General features: G+C 44.9%; 16 protein-coding genes. 3 read left to right on the top strand and 13 right to left on the bottom strand.

Annotated features, from left to right (window positions below):
- The first annotated feature begins 17 nt into the window (after positions 1-17).
- Both I6F45_RS11815 and fghA read left to right on the top strand, forming a co-directional pair.
- Positions 18-1,139, top strand: a complete 1,122-nt coding sequence (locus I6F45_RS11815; RefSeq protein ID WP_007375333.1) for an S-(hydroxymethyl)glutathione dehydrogenase/class III alcohol dehydrogenase — start codon at positions 18-20, stop codon at positions 1,137-1,139.
- 72 nt (positions 1,140-1,211) lie between these two features.
- Positions 1,212-2,054 (top strand): S-formylglutathione hydrolase, encoded by an 843-nt coding sequence (gene fghA / locus I6F45_RS11810; RefSeq protein ID WP_197119184.1) that lies wholly within the window; start codon positions 1,212-1,214, stop codon positions 2,052-2,054.
- On the opposite strand, the gene I6F45_RS11805 is transcribed toward fghA, so the two are convergent.
- Both I6F45_RS11805 and I6F45_RS11800 read right to left on the bottom strand, forming a co-directional pair.
- Positions 2,008-2,346 (bottom strand): hypothetical protein, encoded by a 339-nt coding sequence (locus tag I6F45_RS11805; protein WP_165727437.1) that lies wholly within the window; start codon positions 2,344-2,346, stop codon positions 2,008-2,010. The genes fghA and I6F45_RS11805 overlap by 47 nt on opposite strands.
- Before the next feature lie 72 nt (positions 2,347-2,418).
- Positions 2,419-3,936, bottom strand: a complete 1,518-nt coding sequence (locus tag I6F45_RS11800) for a BCCT family transporter (protein ID WP_331458694.1) — start codon at positions 3,934-3,936, stop codon at positions 2,419-2,421.
- Positions 3,937-4,149: 213 nt separating this feature from the next.
- Here I6F45_RS11800 and I6F45_RS11795 point away from each other — a divergent pair, with 213 nt between their 5' ends.
- Entirely contained in the window at positions 4,150-4,566 is a 417-nt protein-coding gene (locus I6F45_RS11795; RefSeq protein ID WP_024590122.1) for an MgtC/SapB family protein, read from the top strand.
- Positions 4,567-4,673: 107 nt separating this feature from the next.
- Here I6F45_RS11795 and I6F45_RS11790 read toward each other — a convergent pair whose 3' ends face one another.
- The 11 genes from I6F45_RS11790 to I6F45_RS11740 form a co-directional block, all read right to left on the bottom strand.
- A complete protein-coding gene (locus tag I6F45_RS11790) occupies positions 4,674-5,699 on the bottom strand; it encodes an energy transducer TonB (protein ID WP_165742269.1) in 1,026 nt (341 codons plus the stop codon).
- Between the two features lie 210 nt (positions 5,700-5,909).
- Positions 5,910-7,091, bottom strand: a complete 1,182-nt coding sequence (locus I6F45_RS11785; RefSeq protein ID WP_197160611.1) for a site-specific integrase — start codon at positions 7,089-7,091, stop codon at positions 5,910-5,912.
- A 124-nt stretch (positions 7,092-7,215) separates the two neighbouring features.
- Positions 7,216-7,371: a hypothetical protein gene (locus tag I6F45_RS11780; protein WP_197160603.1), complete on the bottom strand. Its 156-nt coding sequence runs from the start codon at positions 7,369-7,371 to the stop codon at positions 7,216-7,218.
- Positions 7,361-7,552, bottom strand: coding sequence for a hypothetical protein (locus I6F45_RS11775; RefSeq protein WP_197160601.1), 192 nt, complete (start codon positions 7,550-7,552; stop codon positions 7,361-7,363). Before I6F45_RS11775 ends, I6F45_RS11780 begins: the two co-directional genes overlap by 11 nt.
- Before the next feature lie 2 nt (positions 7,553-7,554).
- Positions 7,555-7,908 carry a hypothetical protein gene (locus tag I6F45_RS11770; protein WP_165735018.1) on the bottom strand — a complete coding sequence of 118 codons (354 nt, stop codon included), beginning with the start codon at positions 7,906-7,908 and terminating at the stop codon, positions 7,555-7,557.
- Between the two features lie 77 nt (positions 7,909-7,985).
- Positions 7,986-8,345, bottom strand: coding sequence for a hypothetical protein (locus I6F45_RS11765; protein WP_197160599.1), 360 nt, complete (start codon positions 8,343-8,345; stop codon positions 7,986-7,988).
- Positions 8,345-17,677 (bottom strand): hypothetical protein, encoded by a 9,333-nt coding sequence (locus I6F45_RS11760; protein WP_197160597.1) that lies wholly within the window; start codon positions 17,675-17,677, stop codon positions 8,345-8,347. Before I6F45_RS11760 ends, I6F45_RS11765 begins: the two co-directional genes overlap by 1 nt.
- A gap of 12 nt (positions 17,678-17,689) precedes the next feature.
- Complete coding sequence (locus I6F45_RS11755) at positions 17,690-18,073, bottom strand: hypothetical protein (RefSeq protein ID WP_165735021.1); 384 nt, start codon at positions 18,071-18,073, stop codon at positions 17,690-17,692.
- Positions 18,070-19,923 carry a phage tail tip fiber protein gene (locus I6F45_RS11750; protein WP_197160595.1) on the bottom strand — a complete coding sequence of 618 codons (1,854 nt, stop codon included), beginning with the start codon at positions 19,921-19,923 and terminating at the stop codon, positions 18,070-18,072. The genes I6F45_RS11755 and I6F45_RS11750 overlap by 4 nt, the downstream gene beginning before the upstream one ends.
- 92 nt (positions 19,924-20,015) lie before the next feature.
- Positions 20,016-21,833, bottom strand: a complete 1,818-nt coding sequence (locus I6F45_RS11745) for a hypothetical protein (RefSeq protein ID WP_197160593.1) — start codon at positions 21,831-21,833, stop codon at positions 20,016-20,018.
- Positions 21,833-22,207 carry a D-Ala-D-Ala carboxypeptidase family metallohydrolase gene (locus tag I6F45_RS11740; protein ID WP_165735024.1) on the bottom strand — a complete coding sequence of 125 codons (375 nt, stop codon included), beginning with the start codon at positions 22,205-22,207 and terminating at the stop codon, positions 21,833-21,835. The genes I6F45_RS11745 and I6F45_RS11740 overlap by 1 nt, the downstream gene beginning before the upstream one ends.
- Positions 22,208-22,243 lie beyond the last annotated feature (36 nt).

The following is a 22,243-nucleotide window of genomic DNA, read 5'->3' as shown; positions in this document are numbered from 1 at the left end:
TAAAGGAAATAAAACACATGTCTGAATTTATTAAATCAAAAGCTGCCATTGCTTGGGGTCCTAATCAACCACTTAGTGTTGAAGAAGTTGATGTGATGATGCCTAAAAAAGGCGAAGTAATGGTAAAAATTACCGCTACAGGTGTGTGTCATACCGATGCATTTACATTATCAGGCCAAGATCCTGAAGGCATATTTCCTGCTATTTTAGGTCACGAAGGCGCTGGTGTTGTCTATGCTGTTGGCGAAGGCGTAACGAGTGTTGAAGTTGGGGATCATGTTATTCCTTTATACACTGCAGAATGTGGCGTATGTAAAATGTGTACTTCAGGTAAAACTAACCTGTGTTCAGCCGTGCGCGAAACACAAGGTAAAGGCCTAATGCCAGACGGCACTACACGCTTTTTTAAAGATGGCCAACCAATTTATCACTACATGGGGACATCAACGTTCTCTGAGTACACTGTATTGCCAGAAATCTCACTCGCTAAAGTAAATAAAGAAGCATCACTAGAAGAGATTTGCTTACTCGGCTGTGGTGTAACAACAGGCATGGGCGCAGTTACCAACACAGCTAAAGTAAAGCCTGGCGACACTGTTGCTATATTTGGCTTAGGCGGTATTGGTTTGTCTGCGATTATTGGCGCAAAAATGGCCGGTGCGGGTCGTATTATTGGTGTTGATATAAACACCACTAAATTCGATTTAGCTACAAAACTAGGTGCAACTGATTTAATTAACCCAAAAGATTTCGACAAGCCAATTCAAGAAGTTATTGTTGAAATGACAGACGGCGGCGTTGACTACTCGTTTGAATGTATCGGTAATGTTGACGTAATGCGCTCAGCGCTTGAGTGTTGCCACAAAGGTTGGGGAGAGTCAGTAATTATTGGGGTGGCGGGTGCAGGCCAAGAAATATCAACCCGCCCGTTTCAACTAGTAACTGGGCGTGTATGGCGTGGTAGTGCATTTGGTGGTGTTAAGGGCCGTTCACAACTTCCTGAAATTGTTGAGCGTTACATGGCGGGTGAATTTGCTCTTAGCGACTTTATTACTCACACAATGGGCCTTGAAGATATTAATGAAGCGTTTGATTTAATGCACGAAGGCAAAAGTATTCGTACAGTCATTCATTACTAATAAACTGCATTCGTAAAATAGCTTATTAATAAGCCGTAATACTTTTAAGTTTACGGCTTTTAAGGATTAAGTATGTTAGAAAATATCTCAAGTGTAAAAGTGTCTGGCGGTTGGCATAAACAATATACTCACAGCTCGCAAAGTACACATAGCACTATGCGCTTTGCCGTATTTTTACCACCTGGCGCAAGTGAGACAAACAAAGTACCGGTACTTTATTGGTTATCGGGTTTAACCTGTACAGACGAAAATTTTATGCAAAAAGCCGGTGCATTTAAAAAAGCAGCAGAGCTGGGTATTGCTATTGTAGCGCCAGACACTAGCCCGCGTGGCGAGAACGTACCTAATGAAGACAGCTACGACTTTGCACAAGGCGCAGGCTTTTACGTAAATGCCACGCAAGCTCCTTACAACACCCATTTTAATATGTACGATTATGTTGTTAGTGAATTACCAGCACTTATTGAACAACATTTTCCAATAACAAGCACAAAAGCAATTAGTGGTCACTCTATGGGCGGACACGGTGCATTAATGGCTGCACTTAAAAACCCGACTGCGTTTGTAAGTGCCTCGGCTTTTAGCCCTATTGTAAATCCGATTGAATCCCCTTGGGGTGTAAAAGCATTTACTGGTTATTTAGGAAATGATAAAGCGCTTTGGGCACAATATGATAGCTGCGAGTTGATGAAAAACGCAGAGCAAGCTCATTACTTACCCATGTTAGTGAGTCAAGGTGATGCTGATGGCTTTTTACAAGAGCAACTTAAGCCAGAAAGCTTAGTCGCTATTGCTGATAAAAAAGGCTATCCGCTTACACTTGAAATGCAAGCAGGCTATGATCATAGTTACTTTTTTATAAGCAGTTTTATTGACCAACACTTATTATTTCATCATCAGTTTTTAACTGCATAGGCTCATTAGTGTGTAGGGATGACTTTTCTAACTCTACACACTCTTTCAATACTTTACTCACTTGCCTGCATACTTGTACCGTATTGTTATTGCCCTTACCTTTAATAAATTCAACTATAGCCATATCGGCTTCAACACCGAGTTTAGTAAAGCTAAAGCCCTCTTTATCTTTTACAACAGGCCCCGCATTTACTGGGCCAGGTTGAGAGCGCGCTGCCCCATCTAAAATTATACCCGCAGCAGCGCAACCAATTAATACATTTGTAAATAGAATAATCAATAAAGTACGCATTATTAACCCCACCAATATAATTACCTAAATTATATACAATTTTAAAAATAGCATTGTAAAAAAATGTAAGCCTTAGTGCTTAAATTCACGTATGAACTCTTTAATAAAACCCACCAGCTGTAAAATAAAAATAACCAAAAAAGGAAGCGCTCCAATAATAGCAACGCTTCTGTTTAATGGTTCATTATTTTGTACTAGCAAAACAAAAGCGCATAAACCTAGTGCAAACGACCAAGCATACAAGCTCCATGTTTGAACTTCACTTGCACCACTTAATTGGCGAATAACCAAAACAGCAGAGTCTGCTGATGTGGCTACAAAAATGAGTAACAGTAATAAACTTGACCAAATTAATAAACCGCCTTGCCACCCTAATTGCTCAAAAAATACAAACAGCCCTTGCGTATAATCGGCTTTAATAGCCACTAAAATGCCTGCATTGTGCGTTTGATCCCACGCAATTGCAGAGCCCGAAAACACACTAAACCAAATAATTGTCACAAAAGTTGGTACAAATACAACACCTAAAATGTATTGCCAAACCGGCCGTCCTTGGCTAATTTTTGCCAAAAACACACCAACGAACGGGCCCCAAGCTAACCACCAAAAATAGTAATTGTATGTCCAACCTGTTGCCCATGCGGGGTCATTAAGTACGCTTTCAAACTGCCATGTACCTGTGGTTATGAGCTGAATGTAATCCAATGTTCCTCCTACAGCTATGTCTATAATTGGCTTTATAGGCACAAAAATTAATAGCCATGCTATAAGTGAAAATGCTAAAAACACATTAAACTTACTTAGAGTTTGAATTCCTTTTTTAAGCCCCAACTTTGCAGAAATGGTATAAAGCAGCGCAATTAGAAAAATTATAATAAACCCCGAAAATAAAGCAGATTCAACCCCTAGCTCAAGCTCGAGCCCTTTACGCAGTAATAAAGTTGAATTAGCAATTGTGCCCACGACACCAAAAAATATTGCAAGTATGGCAATTAATTTAATGCTAAAGCTCAACTGTAACTGCCAAGCCCGATTAATAACGCCTTTAGTTGCACTGATCACAGGAGCACTAATATCGCCCGCTTTACCACTATTGCGAGTAAGCCCACCTAATAACAAGCCAAATACTGCATAGAGCGCCCATGCATGCGCGCCCCAATTAACTAAGGTAAGTGCCAAACCACTTGTTTGATTGTTAGGATACAAGCTTTGCTTTAAAGGCGAATTAACCGTGTGTAGTGCAGGCTCTGCTACTCCCCAAAATATAAGTCCTGAGCCCATTCCTGCTGCAAACAACATAGAAAGCCAACCAAAGGTACTAAACTCAACAAGTGCTTGCGCTCCTCCTATTTTTCGTTGCCCTAATGGGCTTATAGCAATAGCTATCACAGAAAAAAGTAACAAGTTTACCAATATAAAAAATGGCGAGCCTAAATAACCTAAAATTTTATTAATAGCGGGTTGTAAGTGCTCTGTGAGTAATTCAGGAAATAAAAAAGCAATAACAGATAACCCAACGCAAAATAGTAAGGCTGTTTTTTCAAGCTTAGTGGGTGTGCTTAATGTTTTATTTAAAGGCAAGAGATTCACATAGGTGTCTTTTAGTCTGGATAAAAGAATACGGGGCTTTAAAACTCAGATCAAATTAACTATTGCGTAAAATAGTAATAAAAACATGTAAAAGTTTCCTCAATAATTCTTGTTAAATACAGGTATTAACAATAACTAATTGATTAATAGTCATTTATTCTATGGCTTGCTGTTTGCTTATTATTAACAAAGTTAACCAGCACAGGCTCAATAATGGAAATTGATTTACAGTGGAATGAAATCATCGATAACTTAATACACTTAGGTATTGCATACCTACTTGCACTACCCATGGCTTACGACAGAGAGCGTAGTAATGATGGCGCAGGCCTTCGTACCTTTCCTCTTGTTGCTGTTGCATCGTGTGGGTATGCATTAATTGCTATGTCGGTTTTAGATGGCGCAGAAGCTCAATCAAAAATGTTGCAAGGCATCATTACTGGTATTGGTTTTATTGGCGGTGGCGCAATTTTGAAAAATAACAAATCAACCTCCGGCACAGCAACCGCAGCCAGTATTTGGAATATGGGCTTAATTGGTATAGCCGTAGCGTACAGCCGCTACGAAATAGCAATTTTACTTGCCATTATTAACTTTATAACGCTTAGGTATGTAAAAAAGTTTAAGTAACAGTTTTTTTAATAAGTATTGCAGCAAAATTCCAATGCATTGTTTGAATAGCCAAGACTTATTAATGCAATAACTCCCCATAATTTATATGTGGGGAGTTACAATTTTTATAAAAAGCTTTCACCGCTTTGCTTAAGTGTAATTGTTTGTGCTTGAGCGCTTTTTATTAATAATCCACAACGCAAATCATTTTTCGAAATAACAATTTTATCAATTGTATTAGTGTCATAGTCAACGACTTTGTTTTCGCATCTAAGTTGCACTTTGCTCAGTGGTAATTCTGATTCTAATTTAACTTCAGACTTCGACATCATAGGCATTACAGCTTGTTCTGAAGCTAAACTAAATTGTTGCTTAATATCTCCCGAGTTTTTATAAATATCGTTCACTTGAGTTAACAACTGTTCCTTGTTTTGCTCTGTAAAGGTTATGGATTCAATATTGCCTAGTGCATCTATTGCATCATAAGCACGTACATAATCTTGTTTTGATATAAACCACTGTAAAGCGTTTTTAATCACACGTTTTTGAATTTGATCCGGTAGATTAGCTCTAAATAAAAACGCTTCGTAGATATGCTGATCAAAGCTCTTCCAGTCTTGCACAAAATAACTGTGCTGGCTTTTAAGCCATGCAAGCAAAACAATCTCAACCGTATTTTTTGTATGTTCATTTTCTAATTCATCGATACGGCTTTTAGCTTCATCGTATTTCTTTTCGTCGATTAATTTACTAGCTTGCTCATAATCATTAAAAAAGCCGCGAGACGCTTTATCGTTTGAAAAATTAATATGTAAATTTTGCGAACTTACAGTAATGGTTTTTGCTACAGGTATAGTCTCACCATTTAATTTTGCACTTTTGTAGTTGAGCTTAGACACGTAATCCATTACTTCTCTTTGGTACTTTTTTTGCCCAACCGTAGCTACAATTTCTATATCACTAACCTGCCCGCTTTTATCAACCAAGTAACTGCTCAAATTAATCCCCTCTAACCTCGAAGCGCGCGAAGAAGTATTAGTGAGCTGATCGTAGTTTTTATTAATTACTTCTGCAGGAATAAAGTCGTCAGCAAAAACAGAGAGTTGAGTAAAAGTACAAGTTAAAGAAAGCGCTAATATGAGTTTTTTCATCAGTTTTATCCATCCTAGATAGTGTTTATATAATAAAAACAAACGATCAACATAAAAGCAAGTGTAAACACAAAAGATTAGTTTATTTAATGAGCTTTACTTAGAAAAAACTTAATAGTAAATATATTTGAGGCATTAAAAAAGGCGCTTAAAAAGCGCCTTGCTAACAAGTATGTGTGCTTAAAACATATCTTTATAGGAGCAATGACCTTAAGTTCTTGAAATCATTGATTTTCTAAAGACTTCTTTTTTAGTGGGGTCATCCAGCGCCCAAACTGGTTCAGCATCGGGGATGAATTTGCCATACACTTTACGAATCATTGCGGTGTCAGTATGCCCTAAATGGGCGGCTACTGTCGACTCAGGTTCACCAGCTTTTAGCATCCAACTGGCGAAGCTATGTCGAGTTGCATAGGGTCTCAAGTAGGCTAAGCCTGCCTTATCAAGTGTCTGCTTCCAATGTTTCTGCGTGAACAGCCTCGACGTTGTATAAGGGACTCCCCTGCTCGTCACCCATGCTCTCTCGGAATCGTGCGTCTGCAATTCTAGTTCTAAGGCCAATCTCGCGGAAGATGGAAGGTAGATTTTCCTTGCTCGGCCACTTTTCGGTGATTGCTCCGCCCCTGTTTGGGTTAAAGTGCGTTTCACAGTGATATACGGTAGACATACGTCCTCCCTCCTTAGTGCTGATGCTTCGCCTGGTCTTAATCCCGACCAGAACATAAATGTGACTAATCGCTTACGACTTTCACTGTTGAAGGCCTTCGCTATCCGTTCGGCTTCATCAATTGTAAAGACCTCAGTCGAGTCTATGCTCTTGTGAAGTCCCTCCATTGTTAAGGCCTTGGACTTTGACTCCACACCGTCCAGCATACGGCCAAAATTATCGGATTCGATAACTAATGACCTAACTGCTCGTGTAATGGCAAATCGAACAAGCCACAAGCGGAACGATGCGAACTCTGTTGAGGGCGACATTTTAATTATATCGTCGCGCAAACGCATAGCCTCTGTGGGTGTAATATTTGCCGCGTCTATATGCCCGAAATGCTCAATTACCCACTCAGCCCTAATGCTGTACGTATTATGAGTAGAGCCTTTGACCTTGCCACGTTTGGCCTCAATAAAATGCTCACGAATAATAAACTCCAACCGGCGCTCGTCCTTTTTCAAACTTGGATCATTTGGAAAGTACCGAGATAAATCAAATTGACCAAGCGTAATGTCACGCCTTATAGCGTTTAGCATTTGTTCGGCAGCCTTGATATTTGCCTTAGTCGGTGGTATTCCTAGCGTTCGTCGCCACTGGTTCTTTTCATTTGGTGGGCGAAAAGCAATGCGTAGTTTGTCTCTATGCACTGTTACACCCTTGGGTAAATCTAAATCACTCATACGGCTATACTCCTGATAGTGATTACCCCCCACCGAGTAGGTTAAAGCACGGGGATCATGGTGTCTATTTGTTTGGGCATAAAAAAGCCCCGCCTATTGAGGCGGGGTTATTAAACCAATCGGTCTACTTGAGGGCTTCTTCGACCATTGCGTGTAGCTCGTCATCCCATTTTGGTTTTGAACTCTTAACAAGCTTTTCAGACGCAAACAACGCGAGTTTTACAAGGAACTCTGTTGTTACTAAGCGAGTCATCAAGAACGCTAACAGTTTACTCAGCATTGGTCTCTACCTGAATTACGGGCACAGCTTCCACAAGCTCTGCCAAACTTTGGCCTTCAAAACCGACACGTTTAGCGATTGTGCCCAACACTTCACTTAGGCCTTTGGCCTCGTCCAGTGAGTCAAGAACACGTGCTTTTAGTCGGATTATTTCTGCTTGTGCATTTTGTTGTTCTTCCATTATTACTCGACTCCAATTACTTCTAGTTTGCAGTGTGTTTCCGCTGCTGTTTCGGCGGTTAGGCCTGTGTACGTCTCAGAGTCTAATGTATAGCTAGCGAAATCTGAGTTGTAAGTAGTAGGATCAATCAGAATATACGGCGGTGAACCCGCGTCCTTATCTTCCTGCGCAGGCCAATAGCCAATGCGGTAGTTAAGACTAAAGTTAGCTGTCTCATTGTTTACAGTGCCGATAGCCTCACGAATGTCATACGTAAAGTTTTCGCCAGTGTTCGCGGTGAACTCTGAACGAAGAACTTGGAATACTGCTGCTGCGAACGTAGTCCCTTGTGGGTCTGTGAATGGTGCTGTGAACATTTTAGAACCTCTTGTTGTTATTGAGCTGCGAGTATAACGCGTTACTACTAACTAAAATAGTAGTAACACTGTTAAACCTATTTAAAAGGAAAGTCCATTTTTACGCGTGCAACGGCCTCTAGCCAGTTGCCTTTAGCTTCATCAGTCTGGTCAAACTGCCACTCCATGAACAGCTTATCAGTTTGGGCATAATCCTTTTGACGAGCCTTGACCATCTTAGCGTTATGCACCTCAATGGTTGGCACAACAGCCCCCCACGTGCCAGTGTTTGGGTCATAGATTTTACCCATGTACTTGAACGTCGGGTCGAAATCTATTTCGTACCAATTTTCTAAGTCTTCTGGCACAGGCCACACTTGAACTGACCTACACGTTGCAATATCGACATACGCCTTATCAAACACTTCTTCGGTCTTCGGGGCATGATTAACAATCATTATACTTTCTCCACAATGTTCACGCCCCATATACGACGGATAAGGCTGTTTTCGCCGCGCTCGATAAGACTACGCTTACCTTGCAGCGACACACGCCAGTATTTATCGTAAAGCGGGCTAGATAGCATGAATTGCTTATCATCAAATTTACCTACGTCGGCTGTTATCGTGTACGTAGGGATCAAAGTAATACCCATAACATCGTCATTATCTTCTGAACCTTCAACGGCCAAGAACTCGTATTTGTCGTAGTCGTCAGCCAGCGTAATGTTACCATTCGCAAGACCCGCAGCGTTGTAGTAAAGCGATGTGTAATCGTACTTCATTTCAATACGCTTGAACGCAGGCGAACTACCCGTGAAGCTACGTACCAAAATAGCCATCGAAGTACCACTAAGGCGAGTTACACGTATGGTGTACCTCTGACCACTTGCTGCATAGTTATCACTGATTTGGTCATCAATATGTATAGAAGAACTTCCTTCCCAACGACCATAACTAGGTGAGCCATACTCGTTGTCTAGATGCTGAAAAGATGTGCCTGTGTAGGTACGGTTAACGATTCGAGTATTGGAAGTTGTACCTCGGAAAACCTCTATGCGCCAGTTAGGTGTCGAGTAGGCTTGTTTTCCTGATCCGTTACGGTAACTCGTTGAGCCACTTACAACCCATGAGAGATTAACCTTTCCACCTAGAACTGTTATAGCGGGCAGTACGTAAGTACCCCCCGAGTTCAAGGATTTATCAGTACCACTTTGCGTACCACCTGCCACAGTACCCACGTAATACGGGTTTATCTGTCTACGAGCCTCATCTTGGATGGACTCAATATCAACCGTGTTTTTAGATAATTTACCATCAAAGAAACCGTTACCCTTTGTATCCACATAGAATATTGGCGATATTTCCTTGCCTGCTGAGTCAGTCCTAGATAAAGCTATAGGGCGCACAGCATCAGGGGCGATTTTAAGGCTAGTGTATGAACCACCATTGTTTACTAGGCTATTAACCTGTAGGTGTCTTGCGTTGATAGCGCCCGCACCAATCCAGCTAGCCGTGATAGTGTTTTCAAGCCCAGCAGGCGGCGTAGATGGGAGGAAGTCATCGTACGTAATAACCCTTGAGATGACACCCGTAGTAGCTTTAGCATTCACGACCCCGTTAAAACGGGCATGCCCATTCATCGCTAAGTAAGTACCAATAACGCCATTTTGCTTGAGAACGAGTTGGTGTTTATTACCACCGTCTATTTCACTACCGTAGTGGTAGCCAAGCCCATAATGTTTAGCGTGAGTACGCCAGTCAGATCCGATAGTCCATATCATTTGATCCTTGCTAGAGCCCAATGTTGCATAGTAACCAACGATGCCCCCCTCGCCCGTTGGATTAGTGCTATAAAGCTGGTGCTTGAATCGGATACCACCATCCGTTTTGATTGATTCCAACGTGTTAGTGCTTGACGAGAAGAAGGACTTACCTGCGTAGGTGCGAACCCATGTTGCGTCGGTCATGTAGAGGCCGCCACCGAAAGAACTAAAGTAGATGCCGTGTTCGCCCTCAGTTCTAATCCATGTGTCACTGCCATTCAGAATAGTATGACCATCCTGTTTTAACCCGCCTTGAACATCAACCGCACCACCGAATAGAACGGTTTTGCCAACCACATCAACATTCACATATGAAGAACCATCATACCAAGCTTGCATGAACCTACGAGTTCCCCCCGAGCTATCTAGGCCGTACCAGTGGGCGCGCCCCTCTATGCCTTCATTACGAGTGTCAACACGTTGCTTAGAACCATTAGGTGCGACGAAGTGTGTAGTAGCTTTTACGCTTAAATCACCTGTAATAAGCCCGCCCGTAAGCGCTAATGCGCCAATCGCCGCAGGACTAGGTTTATTGCCAGTGTGGTAAACTTGGCTGCCGTTAACAGTTAGCTCTTTGTTGAAGTAGAACGATGGACGGTCAGTGTATATGTGCGCGTATGATCCATTTGCGGGGCCAAATTCTATAACCCCTCCCGCAGTTCTTGAAGTGATACCACCCCACGCATTTGAGCTAAGGCCTGTGTGTCCGTGGTCACTACGCGAGAATGAACTGGCGTGTAATCCATCTAGCTTATCTGCATCAAGACCCGAACCACTGCCATCATTTGCAGAGTGCCAAATAGCATTGCCTCTATAGGTAATGCCACCTGAATAAAAGCTCAGTAGTGAGACCGCGTTGCCCCCCGACATAAATCTAAAGTGATAGCCTGACGCGTCTCCATCATCATCATTGTTATGCGTGAAGTAGATATTTGAGTCATCAAGGTAAACAGACACATTATCGTCTTGCCCAACTTGAGAGTTAGAAGAACGCTGCCATCTGAATGGATTGCTCAGCGTAGACTCCGCATTGATTGCTTTTGTTTTAAGCGTTCCCGTCGCAGTTCCGTTAACAGAATTAACGAAACGCGAGTCTGCCTCTGCTTCGGTGTAGTAACGGCCATCATGCGTGTGGCCTATTGCGGCATAACGAGCATTACCTTCACCCTTAGAGTAAACATCAACAAACGCACGGACAGCACTCATGTTAGAGCAAAAGCGGATGTAGTTGTCACTCGTACTATTCCTGAATGCTATCGCGCCACCAATAGAGCTTTCATTTTGGTACGTAGACCTGAACAACCGACTAAACGTGTCACCACTTGAGTTACGTAATGCAATCGAATTAGCTGTTCCCGTTGACGAAGCCAATTTGCCAGATAGCTTGTCAGCATTTGAAGCGCTTACAGCATTTGTCGCTGTAGCCGTTTTGCCTAGATACTTTGACGACAGCTTAGTGCCGCCCTCTGAAAAGGAAGGTGCAGAGACCTCATGCGTGAACGCTGCTGTTCCCCCTTTATTGAGTTGAAAAGCTATTTCACCACCATTGTATCGGAATCCCAAAATGCCGTTTTGATGGTCAAACTGCCAGTAGTTATCCTCGAACGTGGAATCCATTAGGTTTAGTTGAACGTTAGTGTGCCTAATGGTCAACTGACCTTCTACCCTCCCGCCCTTGTCACTTCTAAGGAATTGTGACGAGTTAATATTATCTAGCTTGTCAGCATTAACCGCTGTGGTCGTTTTGCCTAGATACTTGCTGCCTAGCGATACGCCATTTTCATAAAAGTTAACTGAGTGGACTTCTTTAAACTTCCACGAAATTGTGCCCAAGTTACTTTTGTTATTAGCATACGGCAGTAAGCCCGCACTAGTTGTACGCACCCAACTATTTGAGCTAGCAGGATTGTTAGCAGGAAACATGCGCGGGTATGAAGAACTGCCCGATGTGTCGATACCCAAATAGCTTGGCTGCTCTTTTACATCTTTCCAGCGAACGTCTGTTATGAACCCACCACTTGATACCGTTGGTTCTGAAACACTAACAGCAAAAAACAGCTTGTCAGCATAATTGTAAGAGACAACACTTTTAGGATTAAACGTAATGTTCGAGATGGTGAACTCGTACGTGTACTCTAATCCTTTAGTCGGCGCGGGTAAGATAACTTGTTCCGAGAAGTTGAACGATGTGCGGTAAAGTCTGTGACCACCTTCCTCTGTTGAGTAATTGATGTTAGCTGACAGACGAATTGTGGCTTTACCTACTGTAAAGTTATGCGCCGCGCCGTTTAGCTTCATTGTCACATCAAATGCTACGTCTTTAAGGCCTGCTTCATTAGGGCCACTAACACTAAAGTTCATCTTTTGGGCGCTACCACCCGACTTAAGAGCGGGAACTGAGATTTTCTTGTTAAACCCAACACCCTTTGAAGTAACAGATTGTGTGCCCCCTAGTACGACACCATCAGGGCTAACACGTACTATGCCATCTTTAAACGCAGGGTCAATCATGTGTTCGCGGATTGCACCAGGCGGCATAGTAATGTCGTCCGAAAGTATAGCAATACCATCAACCGCTAAACGCCCACTGTCGATTGTTTCTGCTGATAATTGACGAATAACGGCTTCGTCAAGGTACATGTAGTTACGGTCTTCTGAGAAGTAGAACGGGAACTTAGACTTGTCCAATTCGCTACTACCATTCCAGTTAGGCGGCACGATAGCAATTTCATCCGCTTGGAAGTAAAGCTTACCACCCGCGTCCACACCACTGCCTTTAGACAGTAAATGAACACCCGATACTTTACCGTTAGCATCTGCTTTGATTACACGCTCGGCCTTGAGGACATTCGTTTTGGTATCTGTGTATGCACGGGCTATATCTTTGGCCGAAGCAACGGCCTTACCTTGGCTAGCATTCACTGATTCAATACGACTAGCATTAGCATTTGACGCTGTTTCGATAACACTTACGCGACTGTCAACGGCATTAACCTCTGTAACATCACGGATTTCTAAGTATTCAATATCTACTACAGGTGAGCCTTTGCCAATATGAGAAGCGATGAACATAAGGCGCACATAGCGCGTACCCTCACGAAAGTTTCGTGAACTCATGCCAACGCCCGTCATTATGGCCGAGTATTCGCGCCATGTTCCATCGGTCGGTAATATCTTAGGTGATGCTGCGGCGTAAAGGTACGTTCCAGCTCCACCACTAGGGCGAGCGACTTCTTTTTTGTTTGCATCATAAGGCGCAACACCCGCATACAAACGATTTGAGTTATCAGACGAGTTTACCGCTTGGCGGGCACGTACACGGATCTCATAACTACGGTCTGGGTTAACTTGAAAGAACTCACGGGAGAAACCATCGCGAGAACCCGTAACTCTAAACCCTGCTTTAAGGTTCGCAGCACCCGAATCCGCGCTACTATCCAAGGCTGAGTGGACATCTGGGACAACATTGTTAGCTGAATTAAGCGTGTATTCTGACGACTTGGCCGCAATGCTTTCGACCGTTGATATGCGGCGCGCTTTGTCCAAATCAGATGTTTCGAGAGTAGACACACGATTAGTTGCGGCATTAACTTTACTGTCAGCCGAGTTCGCTTTGGCCTGCGCCTTAGCTGCATTCGATACACCGGTATTTGCGGTGCTTTGTGCTGTATTTGCTTTGCTGACACCTGAGTTAGCTGTGTTCTGCGCGGCTGTTGCCTTACTAACACCACTATTTGCTGTGCTTTGTGCTGTATTTGCTTTGCTGACACCACTAGTCGCTTTCGTTTCAACAGTGCTTAAACGTGACGCGTGTGTTGTGCTGGTACTTTCCAATGTAGACACACGATTCGATACCGAAGTAGCATTTGTTTTTGCTGTATTAGCTGTGCCCTGTGCAGCTTCTGCCGCGTCCTGTGCCGTGTCCGCTTTAGTCGTTGCGGTGTTAGCCTTACTTTGTGCAGTGTTCGCTTTACTGACACCACTATTTGCTGTGCTTTGTGCCGCATTTGCTTTACTGACACCAGTAGTCGCTTTCGTTTCTACAGTGCTTAAACGTGACGCATGAGTTGAGCTTGTGCTTTCAAGAGTTGATACACGGTTCGTTACCGCAGTAACCTTAGTGTTTGCAGCATTCGCCGTGTTTTGTGCCGCATTCGCTTTACTGACACCACTATTTGCTGTGCTTTGTGCCGCATTTGCTTTACTAACACCCGTAGTCGCTTTCGTCTCTACGGTAGATAAACGTGACGCATGGCCTGTGCTGGTTTCCTCAAGCGTTGAAACACGATTACTTGCTGCTGTTACCTTGTCTTCAACTTTAAGTGCCGTAGAACGCACAGTAGTAAGTAGCTCTGACAGTGGGAGTTCCGTGCCATCAACTATTTCGAGTCGTGGTTCAGCGAAGAACTGCGTAGCGCCCTTAACCGTTTCATAGTAGTAATATGCTCTATGTCGGATAGACGTCGCCGTTGGGTAGAACTTGTAATCGGTTGCCCCCGCTACCTTCTCGCCACGTTCATTATAGACACCCGTTGAACTGTCTACGCCTCCCGTGTATCCCTCGAAGTGCATGTGACCGATGATGCAGTACCATTCGCCCTGCTTAATGCCCCACGAGTCAAGGCTAGATGTCCTAAAGCTTTTAAAGTACGGATTAGAGTTCGTTTTACCACTAAGACTTAGACACGTATTTGTGCCAAGGTACGTTGAGCCCACACCCTTAGGCGCATTTGGATCACGCATATACCAAGTAACGAAACGGTAGGTCTTGGTTCTATCTGCTGGGAACGAAGCGTCAGTCCAACCGCCATTTGATCCATCATCGCCAGCACTTACACTTTTCCATAATACCGTTGAGCCATAAGGTCCGATACCGCTTATACGTTTGCTCTCTGTGGATGACCCATTGCGTGGGAAGCCCGCTAGCTGACCATCAACTTGTGGAATCCACTGTTCCATTTTGAGTAGGTTAGTTTTTTGGTCAACATTGCTTACGGTGCGCCCTACATAATCCGCCTTAAGCTGTGCGGCGTCGGCTTTACTGACACCCATAGTCGCTTTCGTTTCTACAGTGCTTAAACGTGATGCATGCGTTGTGCTTGTTGACTCAAGCGTACCAACACGATTCGTGACTGTATTTACTTTACTATCAGCCGAGTTTGCTTTGGCCTGTGCTGCGTTAGCTTTACTTACGCCACTGTCCGCTGTGTCCTGTGCTGCATTCGCTTTGCTTACACCACTGTTTGCTGTGCTTTGCGCCGTATTTGCTTTACTAACACCAGTAGTCGCTTTCGTTTCTACAGTGCTTAAACGTGATGCATGGCCTGTGCTAGTTTCTTCAAGAGTACCAACACGGTTCGTGACTTTATTTACTTTACTATCAGCCGAGTTTGCTTTGGCCTGCGCTGCATTTGCTTTACTTACACCACTGTCCGCAGTGTCTTGCGCCTCATCTGCTAGGCCTTTAGCTGCGTTCGCTTTAGAAACACCACTGTTTGCTGTAACTTGTGCTGCATTTGCCTTACTCACACCACTGTTAGCGGTACTTTGCGCCACATTTGCTTTACTTACGCCACTCTCCGAAGTGGTTTCAACACTAGTGAAACGTGTTGCGTAGTCTTCGCTCGTTTCTTCAAGCGATGAGACACGGTTCGTGACTGTATTTACTTTACCATCAGCCGAGTTCGCTTTGGCCTGTGCTGCATTCGCTTTACCCACGCCGCTGTCTGCCGTGTCTTGTGCATCATCTGCTTTAGTGGTTGCAGTGGTTGCCGTCGTTTCAACATTAGTTAAACGTGACGCATGACCTGTGCTAGTTTCTTCAAGCGTTCCAACACGATTCGTTACTGCCGTTACTTTAGTCGTTGCCGAATTAGCTTTTGCCTGTGCAGCATTCGCTTTGCTGACACCACTGTTCGCAGTAGACTGAGCCGCCGCTGCTTTACCGACACCCGAATCCGCTGTGTCTTGTGCATCATCAGCCTTAGTAACCGCTGTAATTGCTGTGGTTTCTACTGTAGATAAACGGGACGCATGACCTTCGCTGGTTTCTTCTAACGTAGATACACGGTTCGTAGCTGCTGTTGCGATAGTGGTTGCCGCATTGGCTTTGGCCTGTGCCGCATTCGCTTTACTAACACCACTATCTGCTGTGTCCTGTGCGTCACCCGCTTTAGTAACTGCGCTAGTTGATTTGGTCTCAACATTAGTTAAACGTGACGCATGGCCTGTGCTAGTTTCTTCAAGTGTTCCGACACGATTCGTTACAGTCGTAACCTTCGTATCAACCGAGTTAGCTTTGGCTTGTGCCGTATTTGCTTTACTAACACCTAAGTTAGCTGTGCCTTGTGCCGCGTTCGCTTTACTAACACCACTATCCGCCGTGTCCTGCGCATCATCTGCTTTGGTGGTTGCCGTCGTTGCCGTGGTTTCCACATTGGTTAAACGTGACGCATGACCTGTGCTGGTTTCTTCAAGCGTTCCAACACGATTCGTTACAGAGGTTACTTTAGTAGTCGCCGCGTTGGCTGTACCCTGCGCAGCACCAGCGTCTAGAACACCACTATCAGCCGTGGCCTGTGCCAAGTCTGCCGCATCTTGAGCATCATCTGCTTTAGACTCTGCGGTAGTCGATGTGGTCTCAACATTAGTTAAACGTGACGCATGGCCTGTGCTAGTTTCTTCAAGCGTACCCACACGATTCGTTACTGACGATACTTTTGCTGTAGCTGAGTTCGCTGTGCCTTGTGCCGTATCGGCCTTAAATACACCACTATCTGCCGTGGACTGAGCGGCATCTGCTTTAGTAACGGCACTCGTTGATTTGGTTTCAACGTTAGTTAAACGTGACGCATGGCCTGTGCTGGTTTCTTCAAGACCTGTGACACGACTCGTTACGGTTGCTACCTTAGTGTTCGCCGCATTTGCTGAGCCTTGTGCGGCATCTGCTTTAGTGACTGCGCTCGTTGATTTGGTTTCAACATTAGTTAAACGTGATGCATGACCTTCGCTAGTTTCTTCAAGGCCTGTGACACTGTTCGCTATAGTTGTCACTCTCGTATTTGCTGCGTTTGCTGAGCCTTGCGCGGCATCTGCTTTATCTACTGCGGTAGTTGATTTGGTTTCAACATTAGATAAACGCGATGCATGGCCTACGCTGGTTTTTTCAAGCGTAGTAACACGTGCTTTGCTCACACCATCGCTAGTCTCAAGAACGCTTACACGTTGGGCTTGTTCATCCGTAGTCGTCTCAAGGTCAGTGATAGCCGAACCGTGCGAACCCGTTAATGATGAAAGACCTGTAATGTCGTTCTGAACGTTACCGATTGCGGTAGCAGCCGATGCAATTTTAGAATCAGCCAATGCAATATTAGACGTAAGACGAGTGTCCGTAGACTTAATAGTTGCGTCCAGCCCTTCGACAGCCGTATCAATGCGAGATACGCCATCTGTAATGCGCTCGTCAGTAGTTACAATAAGGGCATTAGCCTTATTTAGCGATACAGTGAAGTTGTGTTCCGCAGTCGCAAGTGCCGAGGCTAAGCCACCATCTGCGGCCTTAAGGCGTGACTCTACATCATCGACCGCAACGGCAATGTCATCTTGTTTGGTGAGTATTTCATTGAGGACTTCTGGATCAACGTCTTCACCGTCAGTACCTTTGATTAGCGACCAATCGAAAATACTTGGGTCAGCTAGTTTGGGTTGTTCAGTAGTTTGGCCTACTGCAAAGCCTATATATTCTTTGCCCTCTGGCAATAGGCTTATGCCGTTACCTTGTTCATCATCAGCGTAGGCTTTCCACACATGGTAAGCGGGGCCTACGGCCTCTGCATTCAGGTCGATTACGTGCCAAGCACCCTCTAACCTAGAATAAAACGCCGTATGGTCAACCCATACCGCGTTTCTCTTAACTTTTACCGATGCGACTTGTTGCCAAGTCCCATTTACTTTTATAGCCGACATTGAAGATTTCCATTAGGGAGCTGCGACAATCCAAATGTCACCATCTTTACCCTGCCCCGCACTCGGCGCAGTGGTGGAAACGGTGACTCGATTCCCTAGCTTCTCTAATGTGTCACTGACTTGTGCTGCAAGTCGAGTGTTTGTGGTTGCTGACACACTGCGCATAATACCATACAACATGTTCGATTTAGTAATTAAGTTGTACGGTCTATCAATACGAATTGTAGAATCATCAATGACTTCGGTCACTTCGTAGACACGGTTATCGAGTGAAAACATATCGCCCTCAACAGGTCTATTTGCCGCTGATTTCCAATACGTCCCAACACCCTTTACCACATCGCTGTCTTTCGTCATTGTGATAACACCCGTTCTGTACCATCTGCTAGTGCTCATAGAAAATCTACCTCATACATGTAAAGGCCTTTCACGCTATTGAACGTGTTACCCGATTTGAATACGTCCGCAACAATCGCTGACTGCTGGACTAGAATGTTGTCGTTTACGTCTGGAACAAGAACAACGGCGAACGTATGTTCTGCGGTACTTGCAGGAATATTGCAGCCCAGCTGAACCGTTACCGAACCTTCTTCGTTCGCGTTATGTGAATGGAATTTTTGGACTACTGAGCCATCGAGCAACAGGTATACGTCAAAGTTACTTGATGAACCGCCACCGCCTTGATGGTCAAGTGCTATGCCGCTTACAACAAGAACCCGATCACTTTCAGCACCTATTACACCGGGCGACACTTTTCCTGAGATAAGGGCGAACTTCTCGTTTCTATGTACTGTGAAATCATCTTGGATAACAACAACTGTACGGTCTACAATATCGCCCTCGATGTTCTTGGCTTTCAACGTCCCTTCAATGGTGCAAGACTCATCAATGCGGACGTTCTTCATGTAGCCATTTGTCGCAGCCAAGTTGCCCTCAAAGAACCCGTCTTTAGCGCGCATTACACCTTCTTGCGTTACGCTAAATCGGCTACCGATACTTAGGCTAGCACCTTCGATTGAGCCACCCTTAATCTTAGGCGAGCTAAACGACAGGCCAACTTTTACGCGCTCTGCGGTGATGTTCGCTGCCAACAGATTATATATCTCAGCATCTTGAATAAATGCTTTGTCGATTATCGTTTTGCCATCTTTAATGATGAACGGGAATAGCTTTGACCCACCGCCCGTTACCGTAAATGACTGAGCATCAACGACGAAGCTAGTCTTGTTCCCATCGTTCAAGAACCCCACACCGCCTTGTAGGTCGCCAACCTTAGTTTTAACGCCCCATTGCGCGTTGTACTTGTTGCCCTCAGAAGCGGAGGCCGTTGCAAGTTGGTCTAGCGTTACGTTCGTACCGTTGTAATCAACAGTGAAGTTGCGTAGAGACTGTGCAATGCCGCCCGTGCTACTGGACAGTACGGTATCGAACTCAGTAATCTTTGCCGATATTGATTTGCCTAGGTCGTTTTCCCACTTAGATTCAAGCTCTTGGATACGAAGAACATAGGCTTCGTCTGCATTTACCGCTGCATGAATGCCCCCCGATAGGCGAGCATAGTTCTTGGCGAATTGTTGCTGAATAGTCTCACTTTGCACATGTTTTGAAATTGCACCACTGAGCGCTTGTTCGGCCAACATATCGCTAACTGACGCGCTATCGCCTAGCAATGCCGACAGATTCGAGTCACCTAGGCCAGTGCCTTGAAGCGATCTGTTTAGGGTGTCCAACACACTTAAGTCACTGCGCAACCATTTGAAGTTTTCGCCCTGTGCAATCTCATTGCTGTAATTAATCAATACCTGTTCAGGGGTATCGGACGTAGTGCCTTTTGTGCCCTCAGGTGAATGCACATCGCCTGTTACGTAATCACGGTTAACATGTCGAACCCAATAGATGAACGATTTAGAAGGTTCTACCATATCTGAGTAAAAGCCTGTCGATGACGAGCCAACAAACACCGCGTCAGCGAACACAGGCGTATCATCAATAGCATTTGCTAGGTCTACACGATAAACCTCTGTGAACGCATACCACGAAGCACTAGGCCTATCCCATTCGAGGCCTACCATGTTGAACATGCCGAACACTTCAACATTAGTCGGTATGCTAGGTCGAGGGTCATTGAATGCTGTGACGACACCCGATTCAGTCTTGGTCATTAGCTGGCGCATATCCACTGTGCCAACAGCCTGTTTAAAGTCACGGAACGTAACCGCTTTATCTAAAGAGTTGCCACGCCCCATGCCCGCTTGAATCTGTACAGTTTCACGCAGCGCCGAAAGGAACTGTTGGACAGAGCGGGATGCGTCGCGCGGAACAGGGGGTAAAGCACGGCTCATACAAGTTCCTCTGGCGCTTGGGCTAATTGAATATCACGTATTTCTAGCGGGACAGCTTGGCTAATTGGATCAACACCCACACGCCATCTGAACGCACGGCTATTGAATGGCAAGTAGAAGAACGTAGGACTAGCAACCTCTTTCGTGTAGCTAACAATCTCGCCTGTAAGTGCATGGTCATACTCAACACGAAGACGCACGGGGTATTGGTTCGCACGTACTTTTGCAATGTTGAAACACGTTGGGTCATTGAACACATACGTTTTTGAAGTCCACTCGACAGGCATAACAGCATCGCTACTAGAATCGAACAACATAAGCTCTCGGCTATCAGTGTCGATGTAAGCAAGGTCGTTTGTTTCCTCAAGCTCAACGAATGATTCAGCGCTGATGTCAACGGTTCGTATGCCCGCATTTGGATCAATCGCATCAAACACAAACGTTTTGCCGACCGTTGGGCAATGAACAAACACCTTGTTATCTGAGTTCGCTAATCGCATGGTAGATGGGTCAAGCGCGCGCCATTCGTCAGACTCGATAAAGCCCGTGCTAACGTTAGCCATTGAATAGCTTTCAATACGGAATAGGCCGACCTCACTCGCGAAGTAAACAGCCCCCGCCACCTCAGTCGAGCCGTGTGGACTTGAGCAAGGAACTGGATCAGCAAGTCTAGCCGCGTCCATTGACTCAGGGTGAACGCCTTGAATTATGTAGGGAACGCCCGTAGTTAACACAACAAGGTTTGAACCCGATGGTTGGATAGTCACAATGTCTTCTTGGAACACTTTGTAATACTTCACAGGCCACGCGTAGAAAGCTTCTGGCTCTGCAAAACATAAGATTCGTTTGTTATGGCCGACAAGTATATCCGCGCCCATGACTGCAATCTTTTCCATTGCGCCACTAGGGAAAAGCGCAGTATTGGTGTCAGGTGCGCCCACCCAATCCTCGTTGATAGGGGCATCAAGTAAGTCGCCACTGTAAGCGCTATCCACATACGTTAACTGTGTGCTAGGAATTTCAGCAACGAACTGGAACACACTCTTGCCCGATGTGCCCAAGTTGGTTCGGTAGATACGGGTTTTAGCTGTTGTCTTGCGAAGTGGATCAGCCGAAAGTAAAGAGTCTGGAACATCTGGCAACGTAAGCGTAACCGCTGTTGTGTTTATATATTCCCACTCACGGATAGTCACTAAATCGGTCGGGGCAGACAGCGCACTTAATCTGCCCCACGCATCAACATAACAAATAGCGTATACAACTTCTGACAGGTCATACTCGCTAACCTCAGGGTCAGTGAAAGGACGAACGCCAATGATTCCATCGCCATTGCTGTCCGTTCCTTCTTCAAAGTCAGGCGGCATTTCTTCACCGCCATCACCATTCGCCACCGCTTCTGATACCCACTTTTCAGCATCACCCGTTGTCACTCCGACAATAGATAAAGGCACTGGAACATTGAGCGGATAAGAGGCCGCTGGGTATGGCCCTCCCCCTTCTTCTGCGTCCAAGTTGTATGCGACTTGTGGGTCAGTATCTTTTGAAGCTATAACAACAAAGTCGTACGCATCATTCTTAAGAGGCGCTTTAACCGCGTATGTAACTTGCGGCCAAGAGAACCATTCATTGCGGTACTTGAACATAGACTTAGCATTGCTGCGGCCATACTGCCCAAGCGACACAGGCATTGCCCACGGCTCAAGAATGCCCCGCTCAGATTTAGTATTATGCGATACGGTAGCGTAACCGTCGGGCACTTGTTCATCATCAAACTTTGGTGCAGTGCCCAAGAACGCATTGAAGAGGATTTTCATTAGCTATACGTCCACGACACTGGTTCAGCCGACAAGCGCCAATCAATATGTAGAAAGGAGTTGCCAAAGCCGAAGCCCTTAGCGCCAAGCTTAAGTGCAAGCGCAACAATACGCATACGTTTAACACCCCATCCCACGCGAATGTCGAATGCCACGCCATTAAAATGTTGACCAGGCTTAGCCTTTCGAGCTTCGTCTGGGTGCTGCGCGCATCGGAACGCACTAGACAAGCCCAATGCGCCTACATCTTCACGTATTTTTTGCAGCATACTGAGTGCAAACGGGTCACATTCATTAGGTATTTCACCCTTACAAATGTCGCACGTGCATCGTAGTTCGCTAGCTGCGAAATGTTTTGTTTTTGGTTCTGCCACGATAATGCCCTATTAGTATTACTATTAGGGCATTGT

This window comes from Pseudoalteromonas sp. SWYJZ19 (assembly GCF_015864375.1).
Classification (GTDB): Bacteria; Pseudomonadota; Gammaproteobacteria; order Enterobacterales; family Alteromonadaceae; genus Pseudoalteromonas; species Pseudoalteromonas arctica.
The sequence above is the reverse complement of the archived record's forward strand: the minus strand, read 5'-3'. Positions and strand labels throughout refer to the sequence as shown.